The sequence below is a fragment of the Flavonifractor sp. An112 genome (genome assembly GCF_002161085.1).
Lineage (GTDB): Bacteria > Bacillota > Clostridia > Oscillospirales > Oscillospiraceae > Flavonifractor > Flavonifractor avicola.
This window is the reverse complement of record NZ_NFLU01000002.1, coordinates 243710-259986: the sequence shown is the minus strand read 5'-3', so window position 1 is coordinate 259986 and position 16277 is coordinate 243710. Positions and strand designations below refer to the sequence as shown.

The following is a 16277-nucleotide window of genomic DNA, read 5'->3' as shown; positions in this document are numbered from 1 at the left end:
GATGGGCGGCTTCAAGTAAATTCCCCCCTTGTCAAACATATACTCGTCTTTTATACTGGATATCATACTGGAAGAAGCAAGCCGTGTAAAGGGGGATGCACCTTGGCTGATCTTGTACTCATTGTTGATGACGACAAAGCCGTTCTTACCATGCTGTATAAAGTGATCAGCAGCAATGGCATTCAGGCAGATACCGCCGATTCCGGCGAACAGTGCCTTGAGATGCTGACAAAGAAAACATACGATCTGCTTTTGCTGGATATCAATCTGTCCGGCATGGATGGGTTTCAGGTGATTCAGCATATCCGGCGAAACGGCAGCAAGATCCCCATTATGATCGTCAGCGGACGCAAAGAGGATTATGATACCCTCTATGGCCTGGACATCGGTGCAGACGACTATATTACCAAACCCCTCAACCCTGTTACCCTTGCGGCAAAGGTAAAAGCCCTGATCCGCCGCAGCCGGGGGAATTTGCCCGGAGCGGATCAGATCATCACAGCCGGTCCCTTTCAGTACAATACCAGCACTCTGCGGTTCTATAAAAATGGGGAAGAGGTGGTTCTCTCCTCCAAGGAAAACGCCATTATCAAGCTGTTTATGGACAATGTGAATCATATTTTTTCCAAGGATATGATCTACGACCTGATATGGGGATCGGCTATCATTGACGAAAATGCCATTATGGTTTATATCAACCGAATCCGGGCAAAAATCGAAGAAAACCCATCCAAGCCCCAATATATCCAGACGGTCCGTGGATTGGGCTACCGCTTTGTAATTCCATAAGGAGCGGAAGGATATGGGGCGGCCTTCCGTGGCGCGTGGATGAGACTTCCAGCAAAGTATTTTAGAGGAGGCATTTTGTCTGAATCTGGATTTCTTTGTGGAAGAAAAGGCGGAGCGGCGGGAGTGCAGGCTTGCAATTCCGTGGGAAATAGCATATAATAAGGGATAGCCCAACGGCTGGCAGTACCAGTCAGCCAGTTTTTAGGGGAAACAGATTATGTCATAAGGGAGTGATATGCGCCGTGAGCGGTGACCCTCTGAGTCGAGAATGCAACACAACTGGCACGGCGTATTGGATCGGCGTTTGACCGGTATAACCGGGAGCGCCCGCACGCCTGTGCCCTTTTTCGGTCCGCTGGTATAAGCGGAACGAATCAGCGAGACAATAGGTGTGCGGGGATTTTTATGCCTTTTTGGTCCCTGCGCCCAGAAAGGCGTGAGTGAATTGCTTTCCATCCATAAGACCATCAATGGGAAAATGACCAAGCTGGATGCCGTACGGGACGGCTGCTGGGTCAACCTGACTTATCCCAGCGAGGATGAATTGAACACAGTGGCGGTGACCCTGGGCGTGGAGCCCACCTTCCTGCGGGCCGCGCTGGATGAAGAAGAGACCTCCCGTATCGACACGGAAGAGGGACAGACCCTCATCATCATTGACGCTCCTTCGGTGGAGAAGGATGACGCGGTGGTGTATTCCACCCTGCCTCTGGGCATTATCGTCACGGAAAAGCACATTATTACAGTCTGCCTGAAAGAGACTTCCATTCTGAAGGATTTCCAGGATGGGCTGGTGCGTAACGCAGACACCCAGAAGCGGACCCAGTTTATTCTCTATATGCTGCTCCAGGTGGCTAAGCGCTTCCTGCAATACCTGAAGCAAATCGACAAGATCTACAACTACATGGAGCGGCAGCTCTACAAATCCCAGCGGAACAAGGAGCTTATCCAGCTGCTGGACCTGGAGAAATCGCTGGTTTACTTTAATACCTCCCTAAAGGCTAATGAGGTCACGTTGGAGAAGATCCTCCGGGGACGCATCATCACCCTTTATGAGGAGGACCACGATCTGCTGGAGGACGTGCTCATCGAGGTGCGCCAGGCTATTGAGATGGCCAACATCTATTCCTCCATCATTTCCGGCATGATGGACGCCTTTGCCTCCGTAATCTCCAACAACCTGAACGTGATCATGAAGGTGCTGACCTCCATCACCATCCTGCTCACCATCCCCAATATTTTCTTCAGCTTCTACGGCATGAACGTAGCCAATCTGCCCCTGGACCATTTCTGGTGGTTCCCACTGGTGCTGTCCCTGGGCGTGATTCTGGTGACAGGCATCATCCTGAAGAAGAAAGATCTGTTCTAAATTTCGACCCGCTGTCCGGCGCTGCCGCAGCGGGTCTTTCTTTTATAAGCTGACAAATATTTCAAAGAAAAAATAAAGTGCGATTCATACTGTGGTAACATTTTCATGGCATAATAGTTAGCAATGAACTAATTGGCAAAGGGGTTATCCCCTGGGTATGTGAAGAGAATGGAGGTTTTTCATGGCAAGCAATCCGAATTACTGTAATATTACGCCTGAAATCGAGAGCCTGGCGACTATGGCAAAAGAAAATAGCCGCATCGATCCAGGCGATTTTGTAAAGTATGATGTGAAGCGGGGCCTGCGTGATCTGAACGGTAAGGGTGTGCTTGCCGGACTGACCGAGATCTCCGATATTGTGGCCAAGAAGATCGTGGACGGACAGGAGGTTCCCTGTGAGGGCAAGCTGTATTACCGCGGCGTGGACGTGGAGCAGCTGGTGGCAGGCGCTCTGAAGGAGGGGCGCTTTGGCTTTGAGGAGACCGCCTATCTGCTTTTGCTGGGCAAACTGCCCACCAAGGAGGAACTGGACGGCTTTACCAAGCAGCTGTCTTACTATCGTTCCCTCCCCAACAATTTTGTGCGGGACGTAATTTTGAAGGCGCCCAGCCATGACATTATGAACTCCCTGGCCCGCAGTGTCCTCAACCTGGCCTCCTACGATGACCGGGCCGACGACATCTCTCTGCCCAATGTCATGCGCCAGTGCGTCCAGCTTATTGCCCTGTTCCCCATGCTCAGCGTCTACGGCTATCAGGCCTATAACTATAAGAGCGGCAGCAGCCTGTACATCCACGCGCCCCGGCCGGAACTGTCGGCGGCGGAGAACATCCTCTCCCTGCTGCGGGCGGATTCCTCCTATTCCTTCTGGGAGGCCCATGTGCTGGACATCTGTCTGACCCTCCATGCCGAGCACGGCGGCGGTAACAACTCCACCTTCACCACCCATGTGGTTACCTCCTCCGGCACCGATACCTACTCCTGTATGGCGGCGGCCTTGGCCTCTCTGAAGGGTCCCAAGCACGGCGGTGCCAATATCAAGGTGGTGCAGATGTTTGAGGACATGAAGGAGCACGTAAGGGACTGGAAGGATGAGGACGAGGTGCGGCAGTATCTCCAGGATCTGCTGGACAAGAAGGCCTTTGACAAAGCGGGCCTGATCTACGGTATGGGCCATGCCGTTTACTCTCTGTCCGACCCCCGCGCCAACATCTTCAAAACATTTGTGGAAAAGCTGTCCCGGGAGAAAGGCCGCAACGAGGAGTACGAACTCTACTCCATGGTGGCCCGTCTGGGCCCCGAGGTCATTGCCGGGGAGCGGAAGATGTACAAGGGTGTGTCCGCCAATGTGGACTTCTACTCCGGATTTGTGTACCATATGCTGGATCTGCCTCTGGAGTTGTATACGCCCATCTTTGCTATGGCCCGTGTGGCAGGCTGGTCCGCCCACCGCATCGAGGAGCTTATCAATATGGGTAAAATTATCCGTCCTGCCTATAAGTATGTGGGCAGCCATGCGGATTATGTGCCTATGGATCAGCGCTGAACAACAACAAAAGAGCCGCCCTTTAGGGCGGCTCTTTTTTGCTCAATTGGCTCTGCGGACCTCCAGGTAGTAGTGTTCGGTCGACGGATCCAGAGAGACAGTTTTGATCCCCTTTTTCAGGTCGAAGCCGAAATTCTGACGGGCGATCTGAATCAAACCCCGGTCCTCCAAAGTGGCGGTCTGCTGCGTACAGGTCAGGTTGGAACCCAGCTGAGTCAGAAGATCATAGCCGTAGATTCCGCGGTTCTCCGTGTGGGCGCACACGAAGTCGTAGCTGCCTTCCTTGGTAAAGGAGGCCTCTATCGTGACACGCTCCCCGGCGGGGATGGTGAGGGCGGCCTCCCCGTAAAAAATGCGTTCCTGGATGTTGCACCATTCGAATACCATCTCCAGCATCGTCATGTTGGACGGGATGGAGGTTCCGAAGCTCTTGCAGAGGGTGTCAAAGAATACTGCTCGGGAAAGTGCAAGAACACCCATTGGTTTTCCGTACTTTTGATCCAGGGTGTCTGGAGCCTGGCAGAGAGAATCCAGTACGTCACCCAGAGTGGACTGGTACTGGGTGACGTGGGCCGAGACGCCTGCCAGCTCCTCTCCGGGGGTACAGCCGCCGTCCTGGTAACCCTGAATGGTGTATTCCTCCAACGGATCTCCCACTACGATGAGTAGTCGGGGATCCTCGGCATGGGGCGAGTTGGAATCGGGCAGAGAGAACTGGCGTTGGGCCCAGCCTGCCTCCTCGTCAATCCCGCTGCCGTCGAAGCCGTAGGTCAATACGGCGGGGGCGTCCTCCGACCAGGGGTAGGTCACCGCCAGGGTAGGGGCGGTGGCATCGCTTTCCGGAAGGACAAAGTCGGAAAAAGAATAGACCGTCACCGGAGTGTCCAGGGTGGGAGCCTCCTGGTGGGCGGCTGCCAGATCTCCGCCCTTGATGATGGCCGCGTATTCCTCCCAGGACTCCACGCTTTGGTTCCCGCCCACGCCGGGGTAAATGGTGGTCTCCAACTCCGTGCCGTCTGCCGTCAAGGTAACGGGATAGAGTTCATAGAAACTCCCGGCAAAGGGATAGACCAGGGTGACGGTCAGGTCGGTGTCGGTGGGATTGGTGAGTACATAGGAGTCTTTGATCTGGATTTTGGTGCTGTTTCCGTCTTGCCATGGGGCAAAGTCCAGGGTGATGTGCCGCTCAGCAGTCAGATTGACGTCCTCCAGTGTGGTCAGAGGAAAGACCGGCCCGGCGTAGGACATGAAGGTGGAGGCCTCGTCGTGACCAGCACCGGCGCCGCCGCTGCTGCCTCCGATCCGGGGCAGCAGCCAGAAACCGCCCAGTACCACCACGGCCAGACCAGCGCATACCCCCATCCAGGGCTTGAATCGCCGGGACTGCCTGCGGGCGGCGGGAAGGGCGGTGATCCGCTCCCGCAGCTGCTGAGAGGCGTGGAGGTTCTCAACTTGGGCCAGATAATCCGTCTTATTCATCCTCAAAGCCTCCGATCATCCGTTCCCGCAGGGCCTGCCGCCCCCGGGCCAGCCAGGACAGTACCGTGTTCCGCTTGGCCCCTAAGATCACCCCGATCTCAGCAGCGGTGTACCCCTCAAAATAGTGCAGGTAGATGGTGCTGCGGTAGGGCTCCGGTAGGGCCCGCACCTCGTCCAGTACCGAGCCGTCCGCCCCCGGAGGAGCGGGGAAGTGTTCGGACAGCGGCACTTCGCCGCTGCGCTTGGCCCGGCGGAGATTTTTGCACTTGTTGATGGTCACCCGCAGCAGCCAGGCCTTCAGATGTTCCCCGTCGTGAAAGCCCTTGCCGCTGCGCAGCAGGGCCTCAAAGACCTCCTGGGTTACATCCTCCGCGTCCTGTAAGGTGGGGGCGTTGTGGCAGGCCGCCCGGTATACGGTGTCCAGATGGTGTTCCATTGCGTAGGAGAAGGGGGCATCCCCCTGGAGCTGCATGGCCATGGCGCTCTCTCCTTTCTGCCCATAACACACCTGAGCGAGGCAAATGATTGCATCGGAAGTAAAAAAGTTCGCCGCCGCAGCAATGTGCCGGCGAACTTTACTTTAGGGTTGTGCGGCTAACGCTTCGGCCACTCGAATGCCGTCCACGGCGGCGGAGGTGATCCCACCCGCATACCCGGCCCCCTCGCCGCAGGGATAGAGGCCCCGGACGGTGGACTGGTAGGCCTCCCCCCGGAGGATGCGGACAGGGGAGGAGGAGCGGCTCTCCACACCGGTGAGCAGGCTGTCCGGCGCGGCAAAACCGTGGAGCTTCCGGTCAAAGACCGGCAGGGCGCCCCGCAGGGTGTCGGTGACATAGTCGGGCAGGCAGCGGTCAAGGTCGGTGGGGGTGACGCCGGGACGGTAAGTGGGTTCCACAGTGCCCAGAGTTTTGGAGGCTTGCCGGGCCAGGAAATCCTTTACGGTCTGGGCAGGGGCATGATAATTTCTGCCGCCCAGTTGGAAGGCAGCCTCCTCCCAGTGTCGCTGGAAAGCAACTCCGGCCAGAGGGTGGTCGGAGCCGAAGTCGGCGGGACCCACCCCCACCAAAAAGCCGCCGTTGATATTTTTGCCGTCTCTGGCCCGATGGCTCATGCCGTTGGTTACCAGCCGCCCCTCCTCCGAGGCGGCGGCTACCACCTGGCCGCCGGGACAGACGCAGAAGGTAAAGGCGGAGCGGCCGTTAGGCAGGTGGCAGGCCAGCTTGTAGTCGGCGGCGGGCAGTTTCTCCCAGGCGGGGCCAAACTGAGCCAGAGAGACCGCGCTCTGGGGGTGCTCGATGCGCACGCCGATGGCAAAGGGCTTCTGTTCCATGGGAACGCCGGCCTCCAGCAGCATCTGGAAGGTGTCCCGGGCGGAGTGGCCGGGGGAGAGGACCAGTGTGTCACAAGGCAGATCATAGCTTCCCTGAGGGCCTTCTACAGTCAGTCCGGCTACCGCCCCATCCCGGAGGATGAGACCGGTGAGCTGATGGCCGAAGCGCACGTCGCAGCCCAGGCGGATCAGTTCCTGTCGAATATTTTTGACCACGTCCCGCAGCACATCGGTACCGATGTGGGGCTTGTGCTGGTAAAGGATGTCCGCAGGAGCTCCCGCCTCCACCAGGGTGCGGAACACGGTGGAGATCCGGGGATCGTGGGTGCCGGTGGTCAGCTTACCGTCGGAGAAGGTACCTGCCCCTCCCTCACCAAACTGGACGTTGGAGGATGGGTTCAGTACGCCGGTAGTCCAGAAGCGTTCCACATCGGCAGTTCGTTCCTCCACCGGGCGGCCCCGCTCCAGCACGATGGGGGCCAGACCGTTGCGGGCCAGGAACAGGGCGGCAAACAGACCGGCGGGGCCCATACCGACCACCACCGGCGGCAGGGAAGAGGTCCGCCGCACGGTTGGGAAAACATAGGGGGCGCTCTGGTGCAGGGAGACGTTTCTGTCCCGGCACCGGGCCATGACTCTGCCCTCGTCGGCCACGGTTACATCCACAGTGCAGACGTAGTGGACGTCGTTCTTTTTCCGGGCGTCGATGGATTGTCGGGCCAAAGACAGCCCGGTGATGACCTCCGGTTTCACGCCCAGAATGCGGGCGGCCTTTTTTTTCAGCTGCCCTTGGCTGCCGTCAAGGGGCAGGGAGATGTTTTGGATGCGGAGCATAGAGTAATCCTCGTATTTCTCAGAATGCTGGTATTATATCATAAATAAAGAAAAATGGCATCCATCCGTTGTAAAGGATGGATGCCATTTTTGTTTAAAGATTAGTAGGAAACGCCCTGCCAGATCATGGCGTCGGCCAGCCCCAACCTGCGGAGCAGGTTGGGGACCCCCGTGATTGAATCTGCTCGGGCGGAATGAATCCGCCCGGCATCAAGGTTTTGCCTGTGGGCAAAACGCTTGTACGGCGCTTGCGCGCCGCCCCATCTGCAATGGGGCCCGGTGGCCGACACGAAAGGAGGGATACGGCATGATGCCGCATCCCTCCTCAATAGGCTGGTTTATTATTTTGGCGTCAGCTTAGTAAGAAACGCCCTGCCAGATCATGGCGTCGGCCACCTTCATGAAGCCGGCGATGTTGGCGCCCGCCACCAGGTTGCCGGGCATACCGTACTCCTCGGCGGCCTTAGCGGCATTGTGGTAGATGTTGGTCATGATGTCGTGGAGCTTCTGGTCCACTTCCTCGAAGGTCCAGCTCAGACGCATGGAGTTCTGGCTCATCTCCAGACCGGAGGTGGCTACGCCGCCGGCATTGGAAGCCTTAGCGGGAGCAAACAGCACACCGTGCTGCTGGAACCAAGCAACCGCCTCGGGGGTGGAGGGCATATTGGCACCCTCGGCCACGGCGAAGCAGCCGTGCTCCACCAGAGCCTTGGCGCCCTCCAGGGGCAGCTCGTTCTGGGTGGCGCAGGGGAGGGCAATGCCGCAGGGAACGGTCCAGATGCCCTGGCAGCCCTCGTAATACTTGGCGGTGGGGACATAATCCAGGTAGGTCTTAATGCGGTCCCGCTTGACCTCCTTGATCTCCTTGATGACCTTGTAGTCGATGCCGTTCTCGTCCACGATGTAGCCGTTGGAGTCGCTCATGGCGATGACCTTGCCGCCCAGCTGGGTAGCCTTCTGGTTGGCGTAGATGGCCACGTTGCCGGAGCCGGAGATCACCACGCTCTGGCCCTGGAAGGACTTGCCGGCGGCCTTGAGCATCTCGTTGGTGAAGTAGCACAGGCCGTAGCCGGTGGCCTCAGTGCGGGCCAGGGAGCCGCCGTAGGTCAGGCCCTTGCCGGTCAGCACGCCGTTAAACTCGTTGCGGATCCGCTTATACTGGCCAAACAGGTAGCCGATCTCACGGGCGCCCACGCCGATGTCGCCGGCGGGCACGTCGGTGTCAGGGCCAATGTGGCGCTGCAGCTCAGTCATGAAGGACTGGCAGAAACGCATGACCTCGTTGCTGCTCTTGCCCTTGGGATCAAAGTCGGAACCGCCCTTGCCGCCGCCCATGGGCAGACCGGTCAGAGAGTTCTTGAATACCTGCTCAAAGCCCAGGAACTTGATGATGGACAGGTTGACGGAGGGATGGAACCGCAGGCCGCCCTTGGAGGGGCCGATGGCGGTGGAGAACTGCACCCGGTAGCCGCGGTTCACCTGGACCTGGCCATGGTCGTCCACCCAGGACACGCGGAACAGCAGGCTGCGCTCAGGCTCCACCATACGGTCCATAATGCCCATCTTGGCCAGCTCGGGCTTCTGATTGTACACGGGCTGGAGGGATTCCATAACCTCGCCTACAGCCTGGAGGAACTCGGGCTCATGGGCGTTCTTCTTGCAGACGCCTTCGTACACGTTCTGGAGGTAAGAATTGGTGATCGTAAATGCCATAATGCCAAACCCCTTTGCTTGGCGGCCCTAGGGGGACCGACCGAAATTTGATTGTGTTCAGCTGTTCAGAGGAACACTTTGCTGTGTTGAAGTTATTATAATTCATAGCGCCATGAAATGCAAGAGAAAAAAGAAGAATTGCATATTTGACGAAAAACACCCGATCCGACCGGTAGGAAGTGCACCAGTTTGACTGCCGGGTTGCAAAGAAGAACGGGCGGTCGCATTGGCGACCGCCCGTGGCATATGTAATACCTTAGTTTTTCTTTTTGCCGACCACGCACAGGATGATGCCGACCACCAGCAGGATCACGCCGATGACGATGAACATGGTGCCGGGGTTAGCGGTACCGCTGCTCATGATGCTGGTGAACTGGGCCTCCAGGCTGTTGTTCTGCATAAAACCGTAACCGGCGCAGCCGATACCGGCGATGATCAGAATGATACCCAGGATAAACATATGGACACTCCTTTCTCTTTGTACTCTCTTTTTCAGTTCCCATTGAGGCGGGAAAAGATCATCTGGGCGCAGGGTCCAGATGGCAATTATTATACTCAAGTTCGACGGAAAGTCAATCGAAAGCCGTAATAAATTTTGCGTGTTAACATAGGATAATAAATATAAGGTATGAAAAACTCTTTGACGGAAGGTGGAAAAAGCATTATACTAAAATCAGGATAGGAGGTGTCCTTATGAAGCATATCGTCATCACCATCGGCCGTGAATATGGCTCCGGCGGACGGCTCATTGCCAAGCAGTTGTCCGAGGAGATGGGCATCACGTTCTACGACAAGCAGCTGATCTCCGATGTGGCCAAAAAGACCGGCTTTTCCGAGCACTTTATCCGCAACGCCGAGCATCAGCGCCCCACCAACAGTTTTCTCTATGACCTCTATACCAGCGTACAGACGCCGTCGGTACCCGACCAGGTGTTTATCGCTCAGGCCAAGGTCATTAAGGAGGCTGCTGCCAGAGAGTCCTGCGTCATTGTAGGCCGCTGTGCCGACTATATTCTCCGGGATCAGCCCCGCTGCCTGAAGGTGTTTGTCAATGCGCCTCTGGATCAGCGAATCCGCCGCGCCCGGGAGGAGTACGGTGTACAGGAGAACAATCTGGAGAGCTATGTGATCCGGCAGGATAAAGCCAGGGCCTCCTATTATAACTATTTTGCCACCGGCCGCTGGGGACAGAGCCGGGAATACGATTTGTGCGTCAACAGCCGCATTGGTATCGACGCCTGTGTGGCTGTGATTCGTGCCGCAGCCCAAGCGATTGCCGACAGCTGATTTTTTGAAAAAGCCGGGACCCGTTGCAGTGCAACGGGTCCCGGCTTTTTTGCGGGGGAAATCGCATAAATTGTGAACAATATTGATTGATTGTGTGAACATTAGCACTCTCCTATTGACAATGCTAATTCTGGTGTTATAATAAGGCTGTGCTTAGGAAAGAGGACCGAAAGGGAATCGGACCAAGGTACGGTTACAAGAAAACAAAGCAGGTAACAAAAGCTCGCCACCGAGAGGTCCCACTCCCCAGCTACGAGCCGCAGAAGACGAATGGAGGTATGACTTATGTTACCTAGCATTTTTGGTGAGAATTTGTTTGATGAGTTTTTCCAGGACCCCTTTGACCGGATGTCGGTTTTTTCCGATCACAACCCGCTCTATGGTAAGCACGGCAAGAATCTGATGAAGACCGATGTGCGGGAGACTGAGAATACCTATGAGCTGGATGTGGATCTGCCGGGCTTTAAGAAGGATGAGGTCCAGCTGGAACTGAAGGATGGTTGTCTGACGATCAGCGCGGCCAAGGGCCTGGACAAGGATGAGGAGGAAAAGAACGGCCGTTATCTGCGCCGGGAGCGCTATGCGGGCCAGTGCAGCCGCAGCTTCTATGTGGGCGATCATGTGGAAGCCAAGGATGTCTCCGCTAAGTTTGAGGACGGCATTCTGAAGATCACCCTGCCCAAGATGGCTCAGCAGCTGCCTGTGAACCACACCATTGCCATCGAGTAAGCAAGTATTAAAAACGGGCGCGCTGCAATATGCAGCGCGCCCGTTTTTTGACATACGGGATCTTTACCAAGGAGCCCTTGAATCTGTTCTGCCGGCTATGGTATGATGATTTCGCTTGAAAAGCCCTTTGGCAACCAGCGGTTGCGGAAGTTCAAGCCAAACTTTATGGCGAAAAACCGGATGGTTTGATAGGCTGAACCTGTCCGGTAAGGCCGGAAGAAAGGATGGCGAGAAAGAATGACCTTGGGAGAGCGGATTCTGAATTACCGCAAGTGCGCAGGCTTGTCTCAGGAGAGACTGGCCGAACTGCTGGGAGTGTCCCGCCAGGCGGTGAGCAAGTGGGAAGGTGATGCCGCCCAGCCGGAACTGGATAAGATTGTGGCACTGGCCAGGTTGTTTGGGATTACCACGGACCAGCTGCTGCTGGGAGAGAGGCCCAATCCGGGCCCGCCCACAGAGGCGGCGCCTGAGAAGAGAGAACCCAGATGGTATCTGCTGGGGATTTTGCCGCTGGCAGTGGGTGCGTATTTGCTGATCCGGGGAGTGCTGCAGCTTTCCGCGGTGAGTGGCTTGTGGGAGTTTATGAAGTTACCCGAATTCCTGTCATAGGGGGATAAGAGTATGGATCTTGATCTTTATAATAGTAGTATGGACCATGTGATGTCTTTTATGTATGGTCCTATCATTACTCAGATCGTACTGGGCGGAATCCTGGTAGCGGTAGGGGTGTTAATCCTGGTCCTGGGACACCGCCGTTATCGACGGAAATATGGAAAGTAAGAGGAAGTAAAAAAAGTTTTTTGAATTTGAAAAAAACACTTGACGGCAGAGTTAAGTTGTGCTATCTTAATATCAGAAATGATAATCATTACTGATTAGCACTTCCGGCTAACCCGAAATGAAATAAAATGAATGACAAATTAGGAGGAAAATCACATGAAAAAGTGGGTCTGCTCTGTTTGCGGTTATGTTCACGAAGGGGATTCCGCCCCTGATTTCTGCCCCATCTGCAAGGCTCCCAAGGAGAAGTTTGTGCTCCAGGGCGGCGACAAGACCTGGGCTTCTGAGCACGTGGTAGGCGTGGCCAAGGGCGCTCCCGAGGAGATCATCCAGGGCCTGCGCGAAAACTTCCAGGGCGAGTGCTCTGAGGTTGGTATGTACCTGGCTATGGCCCGTGTGGCTCACCGCGAGGGCTATCCCGAGATCGGCCTGTACTGGGAGAAGGCTGCCTACGAAGAGGCTGAGCACGCCGCTAAGTTTGCTGAGCTGCTGGGCGAGGTCGTGACCGACTCCACCAAGAAGAACCTGGAGATGCGTGTGGACGCCGAGAACGGCGCTACCCAGGGCAAGACTGACCTGGCTAAGCTGGCCAAGCAGCACAACCTGGACGCCATCCACGACACCGTGCACGAGATGGCTCGCGACGAGGCCCGTCACGGCAAGGCTTTCGAGGGCCTGCTGAAGCGTTACTTCGGCTAATCCAAATCGGATAATCAAGTACTTTTTGAGAGGGAATCGGGAAACCGGTTCCCTCTCTTTTTTGCTCCCGCTCCAGATGGAGTGGATAAAACAGTGGATACAACCGCCGCCTGCTTCCTCCCAAATTGCCAAAAGTGGATATTAGAAAAGTGGATATTGGTATTATACACGCTCAGATGTTCAGGAAACAAGATGTTGGGACTTTATTGAACATCTTTGAGCGTGTTTTTTTGTCTTTCAACACGCCTATACATCATCATGCATCTTGCTTCAATTCCAAAAGGAAAAAGAATTTAAAGCAAGGCGATATTCTTTTAAACCTATCCCATTATATTGGATAGGTTAGATATTATAATACAGTCAGAAAGTGAGAGATGAAACAAGACCTCATAAACAAAATAATGGTGGCGACCTAAGAAATACGCAGGATGCCAAAAGCATCAGAAAGGATTTACCATGAAGAACCTGTTTACTGTCGATTTTGCGAACAACACCATCATTGCTTCCAAGACTACTCTGAAAAAGGCCGGTGTCCCCAACTCCGTCGAATACAAGGCTTTGATGAATCTGATGAAGCAGAACCCCACCTTCCAGATTGCCGAGAAGGAAATCAAGAAGGCTGAAAGCAAAAAGACCTACGGGGGACTGACCAAGGCATTACGATAACCTTCGCATTGCTGGAGGCGGGATCAAAGAGCTGAATTGCCTTGGTAAAGGCGTCTGCATGATTGGTAGTGCCCGAGGCGGTCAGGCTGTCCACTGCGCTTTTCAGTGTGTCCACCGAGGTGATAAGCTGCGTGTTTGCCACAGCGGTATTGGAGAAGCTGACGATGCCGATCCGGCTGCCGGAACCGATTTGACCGTCTTGCGTGTTATCGGTGGCCTCATCGATGATGTCGATGAATGTCTTTGCACCCAGCTTCATATTGGTCAGTGGTATGCCTGCCATACTGCCGGAGCGATCCAGAATCAGCACGATATCGGTTGGATTGGTGATAATATCCGGCGCGGCAGTCAGTGTCAGACTCACACGCAGCGACCCGTCGCAGGCAATGCGGTCGGTATTGATTACCTTGTTGGAATTTGTAACACCCATTCGTGTTACCACCTTCTGGGAAATGATCCCACAACATATTATGCGCGAAAGAGATCGGTGGCACAGACTGAGGAGTGCGGAGAGCACAGCGAAATAATCCGGGCTTTTTGCAAAGCAAAAAGGTGGCAGGCACTTTTGTGCCTGCCACCTTTTCTTGTTTTTCTAAAAAGATAGAGGTGAATTACACGGTGGGTGTGCCGCAGTCGGGACAGAATTTGCCCGCCACCATTTTACGGCAGTTGGGGCAGAAACGGTCGCCGGCCGGCTGAGGCTGGCCCATGGGCTTGCCGCACTGAGGACAGAATTTGACCTGGGTGGGGCTGGCATAGCCACAGGAGGCACAGACACAGGCGGCCTGCTGAGGCTGGGCGGCCTGGGGCTGTGTCATCTGTCCCATCTGACCCATCATCTGGGCGGCCATCTGCATTCCCATGGCCATTCCCATACCAGAGGCGGCGGCCGAACCAGCGCTGCCGGGGGTGGACATACTGTCGGCCATACTGACGGAGGTATATTTGCCCATGTCGGTAACGAAGGACTGGGCGGCCACCTTCTCCGCCATCTTTTGGACCTCAGGCGGATAGTTAAAGGCCAGGATATTGACGTCCGCCACGCCCAGACCAAAGTCGCTGAGCTCTTTGTCCAGCTCCTCCTGAATGGCTTTTCCCAGCTTCCGGCTGTTCTGCTGAAGCCCCACCAGCGCGTTGAGCCCCATCTGCTGCTGTCCGCCCAGGATGGCCTCGGCTACCACCGGGTTGAGCTCGCCCATGATCCGGTCGGCCACATCCTCCAGAGAATAGGTGGCTTTGACTCCGGCCACCTTGTTGATAAAGGTCTGGTAGTCCCGGAACTCAATGACCAGATTGCCGTTGCATCCAACGGGGATACCGCTGGGTACCTCGGGCGTGGGGATCATGATCCGCTGCCGGGTGCCCCAGGGCAGAGTCAGTTCCTTCGCGTTGACAAAGTAGACTTCCGCACGCAGGCCGGAGTCCCCCCGCAGGGACAGCCAGCCCTTCAGGGTGGAGAAGAAGGGCACAATATCGGTGTAGATATCAAAATTGCCCTGATTTTCAAAGACTGCGCCTACAATACCGTCGGAGTAGAAAATGGCCTTCTGTCCCGGCCGCACAATAAGGTGGGAGCCCCGCTTGATCTCCTTGGCGGGCCACTTGTAAAAGAGTACGTCGTCCCGGAATTCTTCCCATTCAATGGTATCTTTTCCTTGACCAAACCATGCCATGGCTGTTTCCGTCCTTTCTATATCTCAGAGATTGTCCTCCCAGGCCGTCCAGGGAGAATCCTCCTGGATGACAACAGCCTGAGGCTGTGCGTTTTCCTTCGCCTGAAGAGCGGGCGGAGCGGCTGCGCCGGTAAGCAGAATTACCGCGGCGGTGATGGCTGCCGCTGCCGCGGCTACCGCCGCTACAATTTTGGGAATACTGTAGGGCCGCTGGCCGCCTACTTTGCCGCTCTCACCGTTGATGATGTACATATACTGCTTGCCATTATAGGCAAAGGCCGAGGACCAGGCGGGCAGCAGCACGTGTTTATAGGTGATCTTGTGATATTCAATGTTGATATTGCTGACCCGGGCATGGGTAAAGCCCCGGGACCGGATGTCGTTTTCTGCCTGCTCGATCTGATTGGCGCGGACCTGTTCCTTGGCGGTATCCACCGCCTGGGTGGCGGGGATGGCATAGTGCTCCGCCAGAAAACCGGACAGATAGCTGGGGGAGAAAGGAAGGGTGTTGTCGCAGGTATTGTAGGGCAGGACCTTTTCCACCACCTGGCTGGCTGAATTCATGGTTGCGCATACCTGCAAATCGTCATAAAAGCCGCCCACAGTACCGCTTACCGGCCGCCAGTGAATTTCCGTGCGGGTGTTGCCCTTGCTGTCCCGAACAGTATGGGTGTTACCGCCTTGTCCCCAGTATGTACTGGTTACCTGGGCGTCAAAGGTCCAGAAGGGAAGGTAAATGCCCTGGAGTTTGCCTGCCTGATAGGCCTGTTTCAGACGGTTGGGGGCAAACCAGCGGCTTTTGACCCACTTGGCAAAATTCTGCTGGGCGGTTTCCCGATCCACCCGGAAGGGAATTACACCGTCGGGGGGAACGCCGGCCTCCTGGCGGCTTTCCAAAAGCTGGGTGGAGCCGCACATGGGACAGACCGTGGCAGTGCAGTGCTCGTCCACAGCGATCTGTGCGCCGCAGGTACCGCAGGCGATAATGGCGGTGTCAGGGAAGGACACTCTTTGACCCTCCCGCTGGACATATCCCTCAAAATCATGCTCCTCCACCCGTTGAACGGTAGTCTCCGCTATGTAGGGAGTCCGGCAGGCGGAGCACTCCAGACGCTGCTTGGCGATGTTCCATTTGATGGTTCCGCCGCAGTTGGCACATACCTGGCGGTCCACTTTTTCCTGATGTTCTGTCTGCATACCGTGACCCTCTTTCGTAACTGGATACCGGACAGGGCCGGCGTTGGTGAAGCGTATAGCTGATTATACCTTGTATCTGACTCGGATTTCAACTCTTTCATTGTGAAATGCCAAACAGGCTGATAACTGGCGAAATCTGTTAAATGTGCAGGAGGGGAGGAGGTTGGACCCGCCGGCTTTTTATAC

At 55.7% G+C, this 16277-nt stretch carries 16 protein-coding genes; 8 read left to right on the top strand and 8 right to left on the bottom strand.

Going from position 1 to position 16277, the window contains the following annotated elements:
* Positions 1–102 precede the first annotated feature (102 nt).
* From B5E56_RS02790 to B5E56_RS02780, 3 genes are all read left to right on the top strand, one after another.
* Entirely contained in the window at positions 103–789 is a 687-nt protein-coding gene (locus B5E56_RS02790; RefSeq protein ID WP_087388398.1) for a response regulator transcription factor, read from the top strand.
* Between the two features lie 445 nt (positions 790–1234).
* Complete coding sequence (locus B5E56_RS02785) at positions 1235–2158, top strand: magnesium transporter CorA family protein (protein ID WP_242955494.1); 924 nt, start codon at positions 1235–1237, stop codon at positions 2156–2158.
* Positions 2159–2339: 181 nt separating this feature from the next.
* Positions 2340–3704: a citrate/2-methylcitrate synthase gene (locus B5E56_RS02780; protein WP_087189393.1), complete on the top strand. Its 1365-nt coding sequence runs from the start codon at positions 2340–2342 to the stop codon at positions 3702–3704.
* 42 nt (positions 3705–3746) lie between these two features.
* Here B5E56_RS02780 and B5E56_RS02775 read toward each other — a convergent pair whose 3' ends face one another.
* From B5E56_RS02775 to B5E56_RS02755, 5 genes are all read right to left on the bottom strand, one after another.
* Positions 3747–5183, bottom strand: coding sequence for a hypothetical protein (locus tag B5E56_RS02775; RefSeq protein WP_087388396.1), 1437 nt, complete (start codon positions 5181–5183; stop codon positions 3747–3749).
* Positions 5176–5661, bottom strand: a complete 486-nt coding sequence (locus tag B5E56_RS02770) for an RNA polymerase sigma factor (RefSeq protein WP_087388394.1) — start codon at positions 5659–5661, stop codon at positions 5176–5178. Before B5E56_RS02770 ends, B5E56_RS02775 begins: the two co-directional genes overlap by 8 nt.
* A 102-nt stretch (positions 5662–5763) precedes the next feature.
* Positions 5764–7347: an NAD(P)/FAD-dependent oxidoreductase gene (locus B5E56_RS02765; protein ID WP_087388392.1), complete on the bottom strand. Its 1584-nt coding sequence runs from the start codon at positions 7345–7347 to the stop codon at positions 5764–5766.
* 357 nt (positions 7348–7704) lie between these two features.
* Positions 7705–9060: an NADP-specific glutamate dehydrogenase gene (gene gdhA / locus B5E56_RS02760; protein ID WP_087189329.1), complete on the bottom strand. Its 1356-nt coding sequence runs from the start codon at positions 9058–9060 to the stop codon at positions 7705–7707.
* Between the two features lie 256 nt (positions 9061–9316).
* Entirely contained in the window at positions 9317–9520 is a 204-nt protein-coding gene (locus tag B5E56_RS02755) for a DUF3185 family protein (RefSeq protein ID WP_087189328.1), read from the bottom strand.
* A 233-nt stretch (positions 9521–9753) separates the two neighbouring features.
* Here B5E56_RS02755 and B5E56_RS02750 point away from each other — a divergent pair, with 233 nt between their 5' ends.
* The 5 genes from B5E56_RS02750 (at position 9754) to B5E56_RS02730 (ending at position 13221) form a co-directional block, all read left to right on the top strand.
* Complete coding sequence (locus tag B5E56_RS02750; protein ID WP_087189327.1) at positions 9754–10347, top strand: AAA family ATPase; 594 nt, start codon at positions 9754–9756, stop codon at positions 10345–10347.
* A 285-nt stretch (positions 10348–10632) separates the two neighbouring features.
* Positions 10633–11076 (top strand): Hsp20/alpha crystallin family protein, encoded by a 444-nt coding sequence (locus B5E56_RS02745; RefSeq protein ID WP_087189326.1) that lies wholly within the window; start codon positions 10633–10635, stop codon positions 11074–11076.
* A gap of 237 nt (positions 11077–11313) precedes the next feature.
* Entirely contained in the window at positions 11314–11685 is a 372-nt protein-coding gene (locus tag B5E56_RS02740; RefSeq protein ID WP_087388390.1) for a helix-turn-helix domain-containing protein, read from the top strand.
* A 327-nt stretch (positions 11686–12012) separates the two neighbouring features.
* Complete coding sequence (locus tag B5E56_RS02735; protein ID WP_087266976.1) at positions 12013–12555, top strand: NADH peroxidase; 543 nt, start codon at positions 12013–12015, stop codon at positions 12553–12555.
* 456 nt (positions 12556–13011) lie between these two features.
* Positions 13012–13221: a hypothetical protein gene (locus B5E56_RS02730; protein ID WP_087189318.1), complete on the top strand. Its 210-nt coding sequence runs from the start codon at positions 13012–13014 to the stop codon at positions 13219–13221.
* Here the strand turns inward: B5E56_RS02730 and B5E56_RS02725 are convergent.
* The 3 genes from B5E56_RS02725 to B5E56_RS02715 form a co-directional block, all read right to left on the bottom strand.
* On the bottom strand, positions 13166–13651 hold the full coding sequence (locus B5E56_RS02725; protein ID WP_087189317.1) for a VWA domain-containing protein: 486 nt from the start codon (positions 13649–13651) through the stop codon (positions 13166–13168). The genes B5E56_RS02730 and B5E56_RS02725 overlap by 56 nt on opposite strands.
* Positions 13652–13832: 181 nt before the next feature.
* Positions 13833–14894 (bottom strand): SPFH domain-containing protein, encoded by a 1062-nt coding sequence (locus tag B5E56_RS02720; protein ID WP_087388388.1) that lies wholly within the window; start codon positions 14892–14894, stop codon positions 13833–13835.
* Between the two features lie 24 nt (positions 14895–14918).
* Positions 14919–16091 (bottom strand): hypothetical protein, encoded by a 1173-nt coding sequence (locus tag B5E56_RS02715; protein WP_087388387.1) that lies wholly within the window; start codon positions 16089–16091, stop codon positions 14919–14921.
* Positions 16092–16277: the final 186 nt, after the last annotated feature.

Coding starts and splice junctions, on each gene's coding strand:
- B5E56_RS02780 (WP_087189393.1), top strand. CDS start 2,340: ATGGCAAGCAATCCGAATTACTGTAATATTACGCCTGAAATCGAGAGC.
- B5E56_RS02775 (WP_087388396.1), bottom strand. CDS start 5,183: ATGAATAAGACGGATTATCTGGCCCAAGTTGAGAACCTCCACGCCTCT.
- B5E56_RS02770 (WP_087388394.1), bottom strand. CDS start 5,661: ATGGCCATGCAGCTCCAGGGGGATGCCCCCTTCTCCTACGCAATGGAA.
- B5E56_RS02765 (WP_087388392.1), bottom strand. CDS start 7,347: ATGCTCCGCATCCAAAACATCTCCCTGCCCCTTGACGGCAGCCAAGGG.
- gdhA (WP_087189329.1), bottom strand. CDS start 9,060: ATGGCATTTACGATCACCAATTCTTACCTCCAGAACGTGTACGAAGGC.
- B5E56_RS02755 (WP_087189328.1), bottom strand. CDS start 9,520: ATGTTTATCCTGGGTATCATTCTGATCATCGCCGGTATCGGCTGCGCC.
- B5E56_RS02750 (WP_087189327.1), top strand. CDS start 9,754: ATGAAGCATATCGTCATCACCATCGGCCGTGAATATGGCTCCGGCGGA.
- B5E56_RS02745 (WP_087189326.1), top strand. CDS start 10,633: ATGTTACCTAGCATTTTTGGTGAGAATTTGTTTGATGAGTTTTTCCAG.
- B5E56_RS02740 (WP_087388390.1), top strand. CDS start 11,314: ATGACCTTGGGAGAGCGGATTCTGAATTACCGCAAGTGCGCAGGCTTG.
- B5E56_RS02735 (WP_087266976.1), top strand. CDS start 12,013: ATGAAAAAGTGGGTCTGCTCTGTTTGCGGTTATGTTCACGAAGGGGAT.
- B5E56_RS02730 (WP_087189318.1), top strand. CDS start 13,012: ATGAAGAACCTGTTTACTGTCGATTTTGCGAACAACACCATCATTGCT.
- B5E56_RS02725 (WP_087189317.1), bottom strand. CDS start 13,651: ATGGGTGTTACAAATTCCAACAAGGTAATCAATACCGACCGCATTGCC.
- B5E56_RS02720 (WP_087388388.1), bottom strand. CDS start 14,894: ATGGCATGGTTTGGTCAAGGAAAAGATACCATTGAATGGGAAGAATTC.
- B5E56_RS02715 (WP_087388387.1), bottom strand. CDS start 16,091: ATGCAGACAGAACATCAGGAAAAAGTGGACCGCCAGGTATGTGCCAAC.